General features: G+C 75.0%; 10 protein-coding genes. 6 read left to right on the top strand and 4 right to left on the bottom strand.

Features of this window, described 5'->3' with window-relative positions; translation table 11 throughout:
- The first annotated feature begins 211 nt into the window (after positions 1 to 211).
- The 3 genes from ACFYYN_RS21725 to ACFYYN_RS21715 all read left to right on the top strand — a co-directional run bounded on the left by ACFYYN_RS21725 (position 212) and on the right by ACFYYN_RS21715 (position 6,978).
- Positions 212 to 2,050 (top strand): HSP90 family protein, encoded by a 1,839-nt coding sequence (locus ACFYYN_RS21725; RefSeq protein WP_500547142.1) that lies wholly within the window; start codon positions 212 to 214, stop codon positions 2,048 to 2,050.
- Positions 2,047 to 4,971 (top strand): ATP-binding protein, encoded by a 2,925-nt coding sequence (locus ACFYYN_RS21720; protein ID WP_500547141.1) that lies wholly within the window; start codon positions 2,047 to 2,049, stop codon positions 4,969 to 4,971. The genes ACFYYN_RS21725 and ACFYYN_RS21720 overlap by 4 nt, the downstream gene beginning before the upstream one ends.
- A gap of 165 nt (positions 4,972 to 5,136) precedes the next feature.
- On the top strand, positions 5,137 to 6,978 hold the full coding sequence (locus tag ACFYYN_RS21715) for a glycoside hydrolase family 15 protein (protein ID WP_500331190.1): 1,842 nt from the start codon (positions 5,137 to 5,139) through the stop codon (positions 6,976 to 6,978).
- Here ACFYYN_RS21715 and ACFYYN_RS21710 read toward each other — a convergent pair.
- From ACFYYN_RS21710 to pdxR, 3 genes are all read right to left on the bottom strand, one after another.
- Positions 6,975 to 7,736, bottom strand: a complete 762-nt coding sequence (locus ACFYYN_RS21710; protein ID WP_500547140.1) for an N-acetyltransferase — start codon at positions 7,734 to 7,736, stop codon at positions 6,975 to 6,977. The genes ACFYYN_RS21715 and ACFYYN_RS21710 overlap by 4 nt on opposite strands.
- Positions 7,737 to 7,786: 50 nt before the next feature.
- Positions 7,787 to 9,025, bottom strand: coding sequence for an MFS transporter (locus ACFYYN_RS21705; protein WP_500547139.1), 1,239 nt, complete (start codon positions 9,023 to 9,025; stop codon positions 7,787 to 7,789).
- 157 nt (positions 9,026 to 9,182) lie between these two features.
- Positions 9,183 to 10,670, bottom strand: coding sequence for a MocR-like pyridoxine biosynthesis transcription factor PdxR (pdxR, locus tag ACFYYN_RS21700; RefSeq protein WP_500547138.1), 1,488 nt, complete (start codon positions 10,668 to 10,670; stop codon positions 9,183 to 9,185).
- Positions 10,671 to 10,718: 48 nt separating this feature from the next.
- On the opposite strand from pdxR, the gene ACFYYN_RS21695 reads away from it, so the two are divergent.
- A complete protein-coding gene (locus ACFYYN_RS21695; RefSeq protein ID WP_500547137.1) occupies positions 10,719 to 11,636 on the top strand; it encodes a DMT family transporter in 918 nt (305 codons plus the stop codon).
- 129 nt (positions 11,637 to 11,765) lie between these two features.
- On the opposite strand, the gene ACFYYN_RS21690 is transcribed toward ACFYYN_RS21695, so the two are convergent.
- Positions 11,766 to 13,217 carry an NCS2 family permease gene (locus ACFYYN_RS21690; RefSeq protein ID WP_500547136.1) on the bottom strand — a complete coding sequence of 484 codons (1,452 nt, stop codon included), beginning with the start codon at positions 13,215 to 13,217 and terminating at the stop codon, positions 11,766 to 11,768.
- 212 nt (positions 13,218 to 13,429) lie between these two features.
- On the opposite strand from ACFYYN_RS21690, the gene sigJ reads away from it, so the two are divergent.
- Together sigJ and ACFYYN_RS21680 are read left to right on the top strand one after the other, a co-directional pair.
- Complete coding sequence (sigJ, locus tag ACFYYN_RS21685; RefSeq protein ID WP_500547135.1) at positions 13,430 to 14,347, top strand: RNA polymerase sigma factor SigJ; 918 nt, start codon at positions 13,430 to 13,432, stop codon at positions 14,345 to 14,347.
- Positions 14,348 to 14,547: 200 nt separating this feature from the next.
- A complete protein-coding gene (locus ACFYYN_RS21680) occupies positions 14,548 to 16,371 on the top strand; it encodes a tetratricopeptide repeat protein (protein WP_500547134.1) in 1,824 nt (607 codons plus the stop codon).
- Positions 16,372 to 16,379: the final 8 nt, after the last annotated feature.

Below are 16,379 nucleotides of genomic sequence, written 5' to 3'. Positions count from 1 at the left end.
GTCGATCCGAACGCCCAGTGAACAACCGCCCCGCGCCGTACGGCGGCGCCCACCCGCTCCGTGCGCCCCCACGTGAGTCCCGTGCGGCGAAACCCCCTGGTAACCACGGGCTCCGCCGCCATACGATGTCCCGAATCCGGCGGCCGCGATCACCCGATCGCCCTACCCGCGCCCCGTCCTCCCTCCCCGGGAACGCACCGGCGCCCCCACGATGACTGCAGATCAGACACCGCACGCCTTCCAGGTCGACCTGCGCGGCCTGGTGGACCTCCTCTCCCACCACCTCTACTCCAGCCCCAAGGTCTACCTGCGCGAACTGCTGCAGAACGGCGTCGACGCGATCACCGCCCGCCGGGCCGAACAGCCCGACGCTCCCGCCCGGGTGCTCCTGCACGCCGAGGGCGGCCGGCTGCGCGTGACGGACACCGGCGTCGGCCTCACCGAGTCCGACGTGCACGAGCTGCTCGCCACCATCGGACGCAGCTCCAAGCGCGACGGGCTGGAGAGCGCCCGCTCGGAGTTCCTCGGCCAGTTCGGCATCGGGCTGCTCGCCTGCTTCGTCGTCGCAGCGGAGATCCGCGTCGTCAGCCGGTCCGCCCGCACCCCGGACGCCCCGCCCGTCGAGTGGACCGCCCGTGACGACGGCTCGTACACCGTCCGCACGCTGCCGCGGCAGGACCACCCCGAGCCCGGTACGACCGTCCACCTGACCGCCCGGCCGGGCGCCGGGGAGTGGCTCGCCGAGGAGCGGGTGCTCGCCCTCGCCAAGGACTTCGGGTCCCTGCTGCCGTACGACGTGCGGGTCGGCGACACGCCCGTCACCGAGCGCCCGCCGGTCTGGGAGCGCCCGCACCCCGGGCAGGCGGCCCGCCGGGTCGCGCTCGCCCGGCACTGCCACGAGCAGTTCGGCTTCACCCCGCTCGACGTCATCGACCTCGACGTCCCCCTCGCGGGCGTGCGCGGCGTCGGCTACGTCCTGCCCGCCGCGGTCAGCCCCGCCCAGCGCGCCGGGCACCGCGTCCACCTCAAGGGCATGCTGCTCACCGACCGGGCCGACGAACTCCTGCCGGAGTGGGCCTTCTTCGTCCGCTGCGTGATCGACACCGACAGCCTGCGTCCCACCGCGTCCCGGGAGAGCCTGTACTCCGACGAGACGCTCGCCGCCGTCCGCGAGGCCCTCGGCGAACGCATCCGCGGCTGGCTGACCGAACTCGCCGCGGGCGACCGGGAACGGCTCGCCCAGTTCCTCGCCGTCCACCACCTCGGCGTCAAGTCGCTCGCCCGGCACGACGCCGGGATGCTCCGCACGATGCTGCCGTGGCTGCCGTTCGAGACCACCGACGGGCAGCTGTCGCTCGAGGAGTTCGCCCGCCGCCACCCCGTCGTCCACTTCACCCGCACCGTCGAGGAGTACCGGCAGGTCGCCGCGATCGCCTCCGCGCAGGGCATCGGCGTCGTCAACGGCGGCTACACCTACGACGCCGACCTGGTCGAACTGCTGCCGGCCGTGCGTCCCGGCACCGCCGTCGCCGAACTCGACGCGGACACCGTGACCGCGCACCTCGACCCCGTCGACCCTGCCGAGGAACTCGCCCTGTCCGGCTTCCTCGCCGCGGCCCGCGCCAGGCTCGACCCGCTCGGCTGCGACGTGTCGCTGCGCACCTTCCACCCGATCACCGTCCCCGCGCTGCACCTGGACGACCGGGCCGCCCGCCACGAACGCGCCCGCGCCGAGGAGGAGGAGCAGGCCGACGAGCTGTGGGCGGGCATCCTCGGCTCCCTGCGCGGCGGCGCCCCGCGCGCCCGGCTCGTCCTGAACCACCTCAACCCGCTGGTCCGGCGGATCAGCGGGTTCACCGACCCCGAACTCGTCGGCACCGCCGCCGAGGCGCTGTACGGCCAGGCCCTGCTGATGGCCCAGCGCCCGCTGCGCCCCGCCGACTCAGCGCTCCTCAACCGCGCCTTCCTCGGCCTGCTGCAGTGGGCGGCGCAGACCGCCGACAGCCCCGCCGGCAAGCCCGCTGACGCCGAACAGGAGGACGGCCGATGAGCACCCAGGACCCGGCGGTCGAGACCGTACGCCGCGCCCTGCACCACAACCGGGAGGAGCCCGAGGGCCGCGCCCGCAACGCCGGCGCGGAGCGGCTCGTCGCCGAGGCCGAGGCCACCGGGGACACCCCGCTGCTCCTCGAGGCCTTGTTCAACCTCGCCAACGCCTACGCCTACAGCAGCGAGAAGGACAAGTTCTTCGTGCCCTTCGCCCGCCTGCTGCGCATGTGGGACGAGCGGCCCGGGGACTTCGACGGCGCGAACACCCACCACCTGCACTGGATCTTCAAGTGGGTGGCCAACGGCATGCTCGACCAGCCCGACGTGCCGCTCGCCTCCATCGAGAAGTGGCACCGCGAGATGGAGCACCGCTACCGCCTCGCCGGTCACTCCGAACGCGCCGTCCGCCAGGGCGAGTTCCGCATCGCCCGGCACCTCGGTGACACCGCCCGCGCCGAGGCCGCCCACGCCGCATGGCTCGCCGCCGACCGCGACGGCATGGCCGACTGCCACGCCTGCGAACTCCACGGCCAGGGCAGCTGGCAGGTGGAACGCGGCCGTGACGACGAGGCGCTGAGCACCTGGGAGCCGGTCCTGACGGGGCAGTACACCTGCGCCCACGAACCGCACAACGTGCTGGCGTCCTCGCTGCTGCCGCTGGTCCGGCTCGGCCGGCTCGACGAGGCACGCGCCCACCACCTGCGCGGCCACCGCCTGGTGCGCTCCATGGAGAGCATGCGCGGCGCCGTCTCCTCCCACGTCGAGTTCTGCGCCCTGACCGGCAACGAGGCACGGGCCCTGGAGATCCTCGCCGAGCACCCCGCGTACTTCACCGACACCGGCGACCCCGACACGCTCATGGACCACCTGGTCGTCACCGCGCTCCTGATGCGCCGCCTGCTCGCCCTCGGCCACGCCGACCGCGGCGTCCCCGGCCCGGCCGGCACCGAGTGGACCGCCGGCACGCTGCTCGCCCACGCCGAGCGCGAGGCCGCCGCGGTCGCCGCGCGCTTCGACGCCCGCAACGGCAACGACGCCGTCAGCCGCCGCATGCGCGAGCGCCTCGGCGCCGAGCCCCTCGTGGAGCGGCTCCCGCTGGGCGTCCGGGCCCGGCAGCGCCTGACCGCGCCCGCCCGCCCGCAGCCCGCACCGGCCGCCGTGCCCGCGGGCGCCGAGGACGTCCCCGCACTGCTCGCCGAGGCCCGCAGGCTCAGCGCCGCCCAGCACCCCGACGCGGGCGCCGCATGGGCCACCGCGGGCCGTGCCGCGGACAGCACCGGCACCGCCCTGGACGACCTGTCCCGCGCCGAGATCGCCGACCACGCCGGCATCGACGCCTTCACCGACCCCGGCACCGCCGTACCGCTCTTCGACACCGCCGCCGGGCTGTTCGAGGCGGCCGGCAAGCCCGGCGAGGCCGCGGCCTGCCGTGCCCGCGCCGCCTACGCGGTGGCCGTCGCGGAACAGAGCGGCCAGGCCCTGACCGCGCTCGACGCGGCCGTCGACGCCCTGCGCGAGCTGCACGGCACCGGCCGGGCCACCGCCCGCCAGCTCACCGGGGCCTGGCTGGCCCGGCTCCACGTCCGGCCGCCCGGCGCCGAGGGCGAGGCGGAACTGCTGCGGGTCATCGCCTTCGCCGAGGAGCACCGCGACGAGGACCGGATGGCCGGACGGCTCGCCGACGCGATCGCGCTGCACGCCCGGCACACCGCCGCGCGCGGCGACGTCGCGACCTCCGCCGAGCTCTTCGCGAGGGCCGCGCGCCTCCACCACGAGGCCGGAACCCCGTGGCACGCCGCAGAACCCGAGGCGCTCCTCGCCGACCTCTCCCTCCAGCGGGACGACCACACCACCGCGGAGCGGTCCGCCCGCGCCGCGCTGGAGGACGGCGCCGCGGTCCTGGGCCCCGTGCACCGGGCCCACCTGCACACCGTGCTCGCCGCCGCGCTCGCCGAGCGCGGCGCCGACGCCGAGGCCGCCGACCACGCCCTGGAGGGCGCCCACTGGGCCGACGAGGGCGACGTGTCCGAGGAGCTCGGTGCCTGGGCACGGCTCGTGCTCGGCGGGGCGTTGCTGCGCGAGGACAGGGCCGCCGAGGCCGCCACCGTCCTGGAGACCGCCCTGCCCGACCTGGTGCGCGCCCACCACGACGGGCGCGTCGTCCAGGCCCGCTGGTGGCTGGGGGACGCACTGCGCGACCTGGACGAGCCGCGCGCCGCCGCCGAGCAGTTCCTGCTCGCCGCGGAGATCGCTCAGGGCTGGGAGGAGCAGCAGGACCACGCCGTCCTCGCGAACCTCGCCGCCGACTGCCTGGAACGGGCCGGCCTGGCCGGCGAGGCCGCACAGGCGTACACCCGCGCCGGTGAGCTCTGGCGTGCCCTGGAGCGTCCCGTCCCCCTCGTCCGCTCGCTGCGCGCCCGGGCCTGGCTCGCCCTCCACGACGGCCAGGGCGGTCTCGCCGTGGGCCGCCCGGTGATGGCCGAGGCCGTCGCGGTGGCCGAGGAGGCGCTGGCCGCGGCGACGGCGGCCGGTGACGGGGACGCCGCGGCGCACCTGCGCGCCGAACTGGCGGGGACCCACCGGCAGACCGGCGAACTGGTCGTCCGCGCCTGCCCCGGCGAGCCCGGCGAGGACGACACGGACGGCTCGGCGCGCGCCGCGTACGAGGAGGGCCTGGCCTGCGCGGAACGCGCGGTCGCCGTCTTCGAACCGGGTCCCGCGCGCAGCGCGGCCCAGCTGATGGCCGCCTGGCTCGAGGCCGATCTGGGACGGCACACCGCGGCCGCGGAGCGGGCCCGGGCCGTGATCGCCCTGTACGGGGGCGAGGAGGGCGGCCAGGAGGACGAGGTCGCCCGGCAGCGGCGGGCCGAGGCGCGCTCCGTCCTCGAATACGTCGGCGAGCGGTCCGCCGGACCGGACTAGGCGGAGGGCGGAGAGGCACACGCCGGGGAAGCGCAGGCCGGGCAGGCACAGGCCGGGCAGGCGTAGGCCCGGCCGCCGGCACGGTCCCGACCGAGAAGGAGCAGGCCGTGGAGGGTTAGTCTGAATGGTGGCTTTTGCCGCTTCCCGGTACGCGAGGAGGCCACCGTGACAGCCGAAGCCCTCCGGCCCGAGTTCCCACCGGCCGACGGCCGGTACCTGCCGATCGCCGCCCACGGGCTCATCGGCGACCTGCGCAGCGCCGCGCTCGTCGGCACGAACGGCACCATCGACTGGTACTGCTCCGGGCGCTTCGACGCCCCCAGCATCTTCGCCTCGATCCTCGACGCCGACCGGGGCGGCAGCTTCGAGCTGGCCGCGGACGTGCCCGCGCGCACCAAGCAGTTCTACTTCCCGGACACCAACGTGCTGATCACCCGGTTCTTCGCCGAGGACGGCATGGGCGAGGTGCAGGACTTCATGCCGGTGGTCGACGACTCCCACGAGGCCGACCGGCACCGCCTGATCCGCCGCGTGGTCTGCGTGCGGGGCGTGCTGCCGTTCCGGATGCGGGTGGCGCCACGCTTCGAGTACGGCAGCGTGCCGCACACCGTCCACATGAACGGGATGCAGGCGCTCTTCGCCACCCCGGCCCAGACCCTCGCCCTCACCTGCTCGGTGCCGCTGGAGAACGACGGCCGGGACGTGTGGGCCGAGTTCAAGCTCTCCGAGGGCGAGACCGCCGTCTTCGCCCTGGACCAGGTCGGCGACGGTGTCGGCCCCCGCGGCTGCCCGCTGACCGAGGCGGAGGACCAGTTCGAGAAGACCGTGCGCTACTGGCGCCACTGGCTCTCCCAGTCGAGGTACCGCGGACGCTGGCGCGAGATGGTGCACCGGTCCGCGCTGACCCTCAAGCTGCTCACCTACGCGCCGACCGGCGCCATCATCGCCGCGCCCACCACCAGCCTGCCCGAGCGCATCGGCGGGGAGCGCAACTGGGACTACCGCTACGTCTGGATCCGCGACGCGGCCTTCTGCGTCTACGCGCTGCTCCGGCTGGGCTTCACCGACGAGGCCGAGGCCTTCATGAACTTCCTGTCGGACCGCATCTGCATGGGGGGACCCCGCTGCACCGCCGGCCCGCTGCAGATCATGTACGGCATCGACGGCCGCTCCGAGCTGCCCGAACGGGAGCTGGACCACCTGGAGGGGTACGCGGGTTCCGCACCGGTCCGGGTGGGCAACAACGCCGTCCACCAACTCCAGCTGGACATCTACGGCGAGCTCATCGACTCCCTGTACCTGTACGACAAGTGGGGCAAGCCGATCTCCAGCAGCCACTGGGACACCGTCTGCGAACTCGTGGACTGGGTCTGCGACAACTGGGACCAGCCCGACGAGGGCATCTGGGAGACCCGCGGCGGCCGCAAGAACTTCCTGTACTCGCGGGTGATGTGCTGGGTGGCGATCGAGCGCGGCATCCGCATGGCGAACCACCGCGGCCTGCCCGCCAACCGCGAGCGCTGGTACGGCGCCCGCGACGCCATCTACCGGCGGATCATGAGGAACGGCTGGTCGCAGGCGCGCGGCGCGTTCACCCAGAGCGAGGGCGAGGACGTGCTGGACGCGTCGGTGCTGATGATGCCGCTGTCCAAGTTCATCTCGCCGACCGACCCCAAGTGGCTCTCGACGCTCGACGCCCTCGGCAAGGACCTGGTCTCCGACTCCCTGGTCTACCGCTACGACCCCCTGTCGAGCCCGGACGGCCTGCCCGGCGACGAGGGCACTTTCTCCATCTGCTCCTTCTGGTACGTCGAGGCCCTCACCCGTGCCGGGCGCGAGGACGAGGCGCGCCTGGCCTTCGAGAAGATGCTCACGTACGGCAACCACCTCGGCCTGTACGCCGAGGAGATCGACCGCGCCGGCGAACTGCGCGGCAACTTCCCGCAGGCCTTCACGCACCTGGCCCTGATCAGCGCCGCCTTCAACCTGGACCGGGCGCTGGGCTAACCGCCCGTTCCGTGCCTGACCCACACGTTGGGCTCCACGTACACGGCGTGGTCGTGCGCGGTGTCGCAGTGCACGGGGACCAGGGCGCCGGGTACCTCGACGGCGCCGTCGCGGTCGAAGGGGAGCCCCGTCCAGCGCCGCCACTGGGCCAGCGTCCCGCTGACCGTCATGGAGGCCGGCGCGACCTTGACGACGACGCCGCCCGCCCTGACGTGCACCCGCAGCCAGGGGTCCTCGGGGAGCCCGTCCTCGCGCAGCAGGCCGACGTACTCGGTCATGGGGAGCCGTGGACGCAGGTGCTTGGCCGTGGGCCGGACCGGGGCGAGCAGCGCGTCGTGGCCCAGGTCACGTGCGGTGTCGCGCAGCGCGGCCACCATGCGGTGCGACAGGCCGCGCCCCAGGTACCCGGTGTCGATGGTGATCTCCAGCGCGCTGACGGCCGTCGCCGGACGCCCGTCGCGCAGGTCGCCGTACGCCCACACCAGGACGCGGTCCCAGCCCTGGTCGGGCGTCTCCTCGCGGCCCTCGCGGGTGGCGTCGAAGGGGAGGGCGAACCCGCGCGCCACGACGCGGTCGCCGTCGGTGGCGACGACGCAGTACCGCGGGAAGTCCTCGGCCACCCGGTGCAACAGGCCCCCGGCGACCGGGTCCTGGGGGACGAAGGCCGGCCAGTTCTCGGTGATCTCCCAGAGCCGGGGGACCAGGGCGGGGCGCTCGGCGAGCGGGGTGATGCGGAGGGTGCCGATGTCGTCGTTCACGAGGTGGCACCCTGCCAGACGCGCCACCGCCCCGGCATCCCGATTTCCCCTCAGGCCGCCCGGCTCACGTCCGAGCGGGCCACGTCCGAGCGGGCCACGACCGCGGCGGCGGCGCGACGGCCGGCCGCCACGGCGCCCCGGCCCCAGGTCCCGGAACCGGCGCCCCGGGCCACCGCGGTGAGCGGTACGGCGGCGAGCAGCAGCAGGCAGCCCAGGACGGCGCCCATCACCGGGAAGCCCAGCCGGGCGCCGAGCAGTGCGCCGGTCAGCGGTCCGCAGGCCACCCCGAGCGAGGACGCGGAACCGGCGTACACCGCCCAGCGGCCGCGCGGGTCGAGCGCGGCGGCCAGGCCGATCAGGTACGAGAGCACCACCGGGTAGACGGTGTTCCACAGCACCTCGCCGACCGCGAAGGCGACCGCGCCGCGGGCCGAGGCGCTGGCCGCCACGCACACGGCGATCACGACCGTGCCCAGGCCGACGGGCACCGCGGGCCCGATGCGGGTACCGAGGGCCCCCGCGGCCACGACGCCGAGCAGCCCGCCCCCGAGGGCGACCGCGAACACCATGCCCACCGCGGCCTCCGACAGGCCCACGCGGTCCAGCCCGATGCGTCCGCTCACCCCCCACAGCGCGTTCTGGGCCAGTGACCAGCACAGCATCGACGCCGCGAGCACGGTCCCGGCGCCCGGGTGCGGCAGCGGCAGCCCGGTGTGCCGCGCCACGGCCGTGGTCCGCGGGCACGGCCGCGCGGGCAGCCGCCGGGTCAGCGGGAGGACGAGCAGGGCGGTCGCGGCGATGGCCGCGAACGGCAGGGCGTGGCCCCCGCCGAGCCGCGGCAGGACGAGGTACAGCGCCCCGGCCGTCGCCGAGGTGGTCAGCAGCGTGAGCACCGTGACCCGGTGGGGCTCCCGTTCACCGGCGATGCCGACGGCGGCCACCGCGGCCGACGTACCGGACCCGAAGCCGCCGGCGACGCAGCCGAGGACCACCAGGGGCACGTGGCCGGTGGCCGCGGCCGTCGTGAAGCCGCTCGCGATCAGCAGCAGGCCGTACCGGGCCAGCCGCGCCCGGCCGATCCGGTCGACCCGCGAGGCCAGCGTGAACCCGGCGCAGGCCGAGCCGAGCAGCAGCGTGCTGCCGACCGCTCCGGCCTGGGAGCCGCTCAGGGCGAGACCGGTGGTGAGACGGCCGACGACGGTCGGCATGAGGTACGGCGCGAGGTAGCCGGCGCAGAAGAGCGCGACGAGCGGCAGCAGGGCGCGCGAGGGCGCGGTCCGCGAAGACATGGGCGTTCCTGGGTGAGGGACGGCCGAAGGCACGGCGAGCAGGTGGGGGGAGTGCGCCCATCGACGGACAGGAACGCGCGGAACCATGTGTATCAAGCAACGAGGCTCGGCGATAAGGGGGTATTCCCCGCTCAAACCTGCTGTTGCCGAATCGAGATCAAACGCTTGCGCGGAGCACACGCACACAGGTCTCGATGTCGCCCGCCGACAGGTGCGCGTAGCCGAGCACGAGCCGTACCCGGCCGTCCTCCTCCGCCTGCCCCGCGCCGGTCCCGGCGGTGTACGACGACAGCGGCCGCAGCGTCACCCCGGCCCGTGCCGCCCGCGCCAGGAACGCGGGCTCGGGGCCGTGGCGTTCGGGCAGCGTGGCCACGACGTGCAGACCGGCCGCGATCCCCGACACCTCCGCGCCGGAGAAGTGCCGCTCCAACGCCCGCACGAGGACGTCCCGGCGCTCCCGGTACCGCCGCTGGCAGCGCCGCAGATGACGGTCGTACCGACCGGAGCGGACGAACTCGGCGAGCACCGCCTGCTCCGTCACCGGATTGCCCAGGTCCATCGTCCGCTTCCGCGCGGCCGCCTCCTCCGCGACGTCCGGCGGCGCCACCAGCCAGCCCAGCCGCAGGCCCGGTGCCAGCGTCTTGCTGACCGACCCGGCGTAGGCCACACGGTCGGGGGCCAGCCCCTGCAGCGCGCCGACCGGGGCCCGGTCGTAACGGAAGTCGCCGTCGTAGTCGTCCTCGACCAGCAGGCCGTCCACGCGCCGCGCCCACTCCAGCAGTGCGGCCCGCCGCCGCGGCGGACAGGCCGTCCCCGTGGGGAACTGGTGGGACGGCGTCACCACCGCCGCCCGGACGCCGGACGTCGCGAGCGCCACCGGGTCGAGCCCGTCCCCGTCCACCGGGACCGGCACCGCCGTCAGGCCCACGGCCGCGAACAGCGCCGCCTGCTCCGGGCTGCCCGGGTCCTCCACCGCCACCGACCGCACACCGCGCCCGGCGAGCACCAGCGCCAGCAGGGTCAGCGCCTGCGAGACACCCGAGCACACCACGAGCCGCCCCGGTCCTGCCGCCACCCCGCGCCGGCGGGCCAGCAGGTCGGCGAGCGCGCCGCGCAGTTCCGGCAGCCCGCGCGGATCGGGATAGCCCAGCGCCAGGTCCGGCAGCCGCCCGAGCACCCGCCGGTGCGCCGCCGCCCATGCCGCCCGGGGGAACAGCGCCAGGTCCGGCACTCCGGGACGGAAGTCCGCCGGACCGCCCCGCTCGTCCACGGCGGCCCCGTCCGGCACTGTGGCGACGGGCCGCGCCACGGCGCCGGCCACCCACGTTCCCGCACCCTGCCGGCTCAGCAGGTACCCCTCGGCCGTGAGCTGCGCGTACGCGTCCGTGACCAGCCCCCGTGACACCCCCAGATCCACGGCCAGTTCACGGCTCGACGGCAGCGGCGTGCCCGCGGCGAGCCGCCCCGTGCGGACGGCCTCGCGCAGCGCCGCCTGGAGCACCCGGCCGCGTCGCCGGGCGGGCGCGGCGGCCGTCGGCAGCAGCAGCTCCCACGCGGCCGTCCACGGACCGCCGCCTCCGCCGCCCCCACCACCCGCACCGCGCTCGCCGGCGTCCCCGCCCCCACTGGTCCCCGTAACCGTCATCGCATTGGACCTTAAACCGGACCGGCGGACCTTCCTAGCGTGCCTGGCATGGATCTCTCGTACCGCCGCGGGGCGCTGCTCGCGGCCCTCGCCTGCGTCCTGGTCGGCGGCTCCTTCACCGCGTCCGGGATCCTCGTCGGCTACCCCCACGCCGGGGGACAGGCACTGCGCTACGGCCTCGCCTTCCTGCTCCTGCTGCCCGTCGCCCGGCGCGGCGCCGGGCCCCGGCTCCGCGCGCTCGCCCCGCGGCAGTGGGCGCGGCTGGCGCTGCTGGCCGCCACCGGGATGGTGGCCTTCAACCTCGCGGTGCTGGGCGCCGAGCGCACCGCGGAACCCGCCGTGCCCGGGGTGCTGGTGGGCTGCGCGCCCGTCGTCGTCGCCGTCCTGGTGCCCGCCGTGGAGGGCCGGCGCCCCGCGACCCGGGTGACGGCGGCCGCCGTCCTGGTCGCGGCGGGGGCGTTCGTGGTGCAGGGCTGGGGCGCCACCGACGTCGCCGGGCTGCTGTGGTCGCTGGCGGCGCTCGGCGGCGAGGTCGCCTTCGCCGTGCTGGCCGTGCCGGTGCTGCGGCCGCTCGGCCCGAAGCTGCTGTCCGCGTGCGTGTGCGGCATGGCCGCGGCCGAGGCGGCACTGCTCGGCGTGGCCCTCGACGGCGCGGAAGCCCTCCCGGCGCCCACCGGCGCGCAGGCGCTGGCGCTGGGCTGGCAGGCGGCGGTCACCACCGTGATCGGCTTCGTCTGCTGGTACGCGGGCGTCCAGCGGATCGGCGCCGAGCGGGCCACGCTCTTCTCCGGGCTGATCCCGGTCTCCGCCGCGCTGACCGCGCCGCTCGCCGGCGTCGGCACGTACGGCACCGGGCAACTGGCCGGCAGCCTGCTGGTCGCGGGCGGGGTCGCGCTGGGCGCGGGCGTGCGCCACGTCACACCCGGGGATCCGGAACGGGCGGGAACTCGCGCCCTGCGCCGGTAGTTCGACAGGTACGGGCCGCGTGCGGAGCGCCGGTCCGGCCAGCGGCCCCGACCGGGGGCCCCCGTCCCGGTCGGGGTCTTCATCGTGGGGCCGCGGGAGGCCGCCTCGGCCCCCGCGGCCCACCGGGCCCTACTTGACCCCGAGCAACTGTTCGAGCGGGTCGATCGCGAAGTAGACGACGAAGAGCGCCGACACCGCCCACAGCAGCCAGTGCACCTGACGGGCCTTGCCCAGCACGGCCTTGAGCAGCACGAAGGCGATGAATCCGGCACCGATGCCGTTGGTGATCGAGTACGTGAAGGGCATCACGGCGATCGTCAGGAAGGCCGGGATGGCGATCTCGAAGTCGTCCCAGCCGATGTTCTTGACCTGGGTCATCATCAGGAAGCCGACCGCGACCAGCGCCGGCGCCGCCGCCTGGAGCGGCACGATCGTCAGCAGCGGGCTCAGGAAGAGCGCCACCGCGAACAGGCCGCCGGTGACCAGGTTGGCGAAGCCCGTACGCGCCCCCTCGCCGACCCCCGCCGCCGACTCGATGTAGGCCGTGTTCGACGACGAGGAGGCCGCGCCGCCCGCGACCGCCGCGGCACCGTCGATGAGCAGGACCCGGCCCAGGTTCGGGACCTTGCCCTCCTCGTCCAGCAGGCCCGCCTCGGCCGTGATGCCGACGACCGTGCCCATGGTGTCGAAGAAGTCCGACAGGATGAGGGTGAAGACCAGCAGCACCACCGTGATGAAGCTGACCTCGGCGAAGGCGCCGAAGAGGCTGAAGTGACCCAGAAGCCCGAAGTCCGGTGCGGCGAACACGTCGTCGGGCACCTTGGGGGTGGTCAGTCCCCAGCTCTTCACGTCCGCGACGGCGTCGACCACGATCGCCAGCACCGTCATGGCGACGATGCTGATCAGGATCGCGCCCTTCACCTTCCGGGCCAGCAGGGCGATCGTCAGCAGCACCCCCAGGCAGAAGACGAGCACCGGCCAGCCCGACAACGCCCCGCTGCCGCCCAGCTGCACGGGCACCGTGGTGTTCGCGGCGTCCGGGATGCGGCTGACGAAACCGGCGTCCACGAAGCCGATGAAGGCGATGAACAGGCCGATGCCCACGCTGATCGCCTGCTTCAACGCCTGGGGTATCGCGTGCATCACCGCCTCGCGGAGCCCGGTCACCACCAGGACGCAGATGACCAGGCCCTCGATGACGATCAGGCCCATCGCGTCGTCCCAGCTCATCATGGGCGCGATCTGGAAGGCGACCACCGCGTTGAGGCCGAGGCCCGCCGCGATGGCCAGCGGCAGGTTGCCGCCGACGCCCATGACGATCGTCATGACCGCCGCCACCAGCGCGGTGGCGGTGACCAGTTGACCGGTCGACAGGACGTGGCCGAACTTGTCCTTCGCGCTCCCCAGGATGATCGGGTTCAGCACGAGGATGTAGGCCATCGTGAAGAAGGTGGCGAAACCGCCGCGCACTTCGCGGCCGAAGGTCGACCCGCGCTCCCCGATGTGGAAGTAGCGGTCCAGTGCGTTCTGCGGTGGTGGTGGCGGAGAGCCCTTCGCCACGTCGGTGGCCTGAGCGGACATGGTGCTCCTCGGGGTCGGTACGGCAACCGGATAAAGCTGCTGGAGGCTGGGGGGATTGTGTACGCCGGAACGCCCGCTCGGGTTTTGAATCCGTTTCCTTGTGTTAACGAATCGGCACCGCTGGGCGCCCCACCCGGACTCCGGCGTCGAAACCGGCGCGCAGCGGCGTCCTGCCTGGACATGCCCTCCCGCCGTCCGGTGGGATGGGGACCGTGGGCGACCAGGACAGCGCGGCGGAGGAGTTCGAGCGGCACCGGCCCCTGCTCACGGGGATCGCGTACCGCATGCTCGGCCGTTTCGCCGACGCCGAGGACGTCGTGCAGGAGACCTGGCCGCGCTGGGCCGCCGCCGACCGCGCGACCGTACGCGACCCGCGGGCGTTCCTGGTGACCGCCACGACCCGGCTCGCCATCGACCGCCTGCGGCAGGTGCGGTCGCGCCGCGAGTCCTACCCCGGTCCCTGGCTCCCCGAGCCCGTCGCCACCGACTTCGGGCACACCGTGCCCGACGCCGCCGAACGCGTCGTCCTCGCCGAGTCCGTCTCGCTCGCCGTCCTCGTCCTGCTGGAGTCGCTCTCCCCGCTGGAGCGCGCCGTGTTCGTGCTGCGCGAGGCCTTCGCGTTCCCGTACGCGCAGATCGCCGCGGTCCTCGACAGGACCGAGCCCGCGGTACGCCAGCTCGCCGGCCGCGCCCGCCGCCACGTCGAGGACAAGCGCCCCCGCTACGACGCCGACCCCGCCGAGACCGCCCGGGTCACCGAGCGCTTCCTGGCCGCCGCGGTGGGCGGCGACCTCCAGGGGCTGCTCGCCCTGCTCGCCCCCGACGTGCGTCTGCTCGGCGACGGCGGCGGCGTGCAACGCGCCCCGCTCCGGGTCATCGAGACCGCCGGCAAGGTCGGCCGCTTCCTGCACGCCATCGCGCCCACCCCGATCGCCGAACCCGCCTTCGCCTTCCGCGAGGTGAACGGCGTCCCGTCGATCGTCGTCACCTCCCGCGGCCGCCCCCACACCGTGTTCAGCCTGGAGGTCACCGACGGCCTCGTTTCCACGGTCTACCTCCTCACCAACCCCGGCAAGCTCACCGGCGTCGCCACCGCGGCCCCTGCCCTCCGCGACAAGGGCAGGGCCTGACCGCCGGTCCCGCACGCGGCGGCGGTCCTCCCGCAGCCACGTCTCCGTGAACGGGAGGAGAAGTAATGCGGGGGTCCAGAACACCAGGCCCGCCTCCCCACGGACTTCCCGCCGAGGCGCTCCGACAGGCGGTTCGCCGCCGTCGGTTAGGGTGCCCCGGGGGCGGGGGCACCACGAGCGACGCGAGGCGGGGAGCGGCTGTGCACGATCATCCGGAGGGCCACGAGGACGGGGCGCGCCTGGAGGCGGAGGGCGAAGTGGCCACGGCGCGCATCGCGCTGGCCGGGGGCGACCTCGAGCACGCCGCCCGGCACCTGGAGGACGCGCTGGCGCGTGACCCCGCACTCCCCGAGACCCACGAGGCCATGGCCGAGTTCGCCGCGAGCGTCGGGGGCACGGAGGCGGCGCTGACGTACTTCGCCCCCGAGGAGCGGGCGTTCATCGGCACCGTGGCCGCGCGCGGCCACCTCTGCGCGGTCGCGGGCCACTGGGACGAGGCCGTCGGCCTGCTCGCCCAGTGCGCCGGGCACGAGCCGCAGCGGCCCTGGCTGGACGTCGCGTGGCTGCGCCGCCCCGACATCGCGGAGCTCGTCGCGCCGGACACCGTGGCCTGGGCGGCCGCGCGCGTCGCGCCGCAACTGCCCGACCCGGTGGAGGAGGAGCGGCGCGGCCCGCTGCTGCCGCTGCTCGACCTGGTCCGCGCGAGCGCCGAGCGCCACCCCGACCACACGATGCTGCTCTGGTGCGGTTCCACGCTCGCCCGCCGCATGGGCGGCTCCGAGGAGGCCGTGGGCTGGGCACGGCGCTCGTACGAGCTCGAACCCTCCCACCCCGCCGCGGTGATGCTCGGTTACGCGCTGCGCAGCGCCGGCCGCCCCGAGGAGGCGCTGGAGGTCTGGCAGCGCGAGGTCGCCCGCGACCCCTCCGACCTCGACCTGTACGTCGACGTCGCCGAGTTGCTGGGGTCGCTCGGCCGTCCCGCCGAGGGCGTGGCGTGGGCCGAGCGGGCGCTGGCCGCCGACCCCGCGCACCCCAAGGCGGGACCCGCGGCGCACGCGCTGCGCCACGCGGTGCAGCCGGACCTGCGGCACCTGGTGGCCCTCGCGGACCATCTGCGGGCCGAACCCGGACACGGCTACGCCGCGGACCTGCTCGCCCGGCTGAGCCAGGGGTCGCCGTGGCTGAACTGGATACCCGGCGGCAACGAGGCCGTGGTCAGCCTGCTGCACCAGGCGCTCGGGCAGTCCGTGCCCGCGGACGCCGGACTGACGCTCACCGTCTCCGCCCTGGAGCCGCCGAGCGCGCTGCTCGCGCTGCGCGCCGCGTACCCGAACGCGGTCACCGAGATCCAGTCCGTGCCCGAGCCGGACCTGCGGATCGCCCCGCGCCCCGTCGAGGTCGCGCTCTGGGCCTACGAGGGCACCACCGCGCGGCCCGCCGTCCGTCCGCCGTCCCCGGAGGCGGCCGAAGCGGTGCGCCGCCTGGCCTGGCACGGCTGGCCGTACCTGGTCGCCGCCTACGACGACGCGGTGGCGCTCTCCGGGCTCGACCCCGAGGACCTGCTCGGCGTGCTGGTCCATCCGCCGGCCCCGCGCGAGGACGAGTTGGGCCGCGCGCTCTCCGCCCAGGCCCCCGACCTGTGGATACGGTGCGTGCAGGTGTGGGCGTGCCTGGGCCTGGCGCACCACCGCAGCGACGAGCCCTGGGCCGTCTCGCGGCGCCGTGCGCTCCTCGTGGACGTGCTGGACAACGCCGAGGACTGGGTGTGCGAGGCGGCCGCGCTCGCGATCGTCGCGACCGCCTGGACCGACCCAGCCGTGCGCAAGGACGCGGCAGAACTCGTCGGCCGCCGCCTGCTGGACGCCCTGGAGGCGAGGCGGAGCCGCGTCGTCACCCTGACCTGGTCGCTGTGCCACCTCGCCCTCGCCACCCCGGAGCTGATCCCGCAGGTCGCCGCTCTCGCCACCGACGTGCTGCGCACGATGGACGCGGAGGACGACGCGGAGGCCGTCGCCCGGGAGTAGCGGGCGGC

It is taken from the genome of Streptomyces sp. NPDC001902, assembly GCF_042891295.1.
In the GTDB taxonomy this organism is placed as follows: Bacteria; Actinomycetota; Actinomycetes; order Streptomycetales; family Streptomycetaceae; genus Actinacidiphila.
This window is presented reverse-complemented; position numbering and strand designations above follow the sequence as displayed.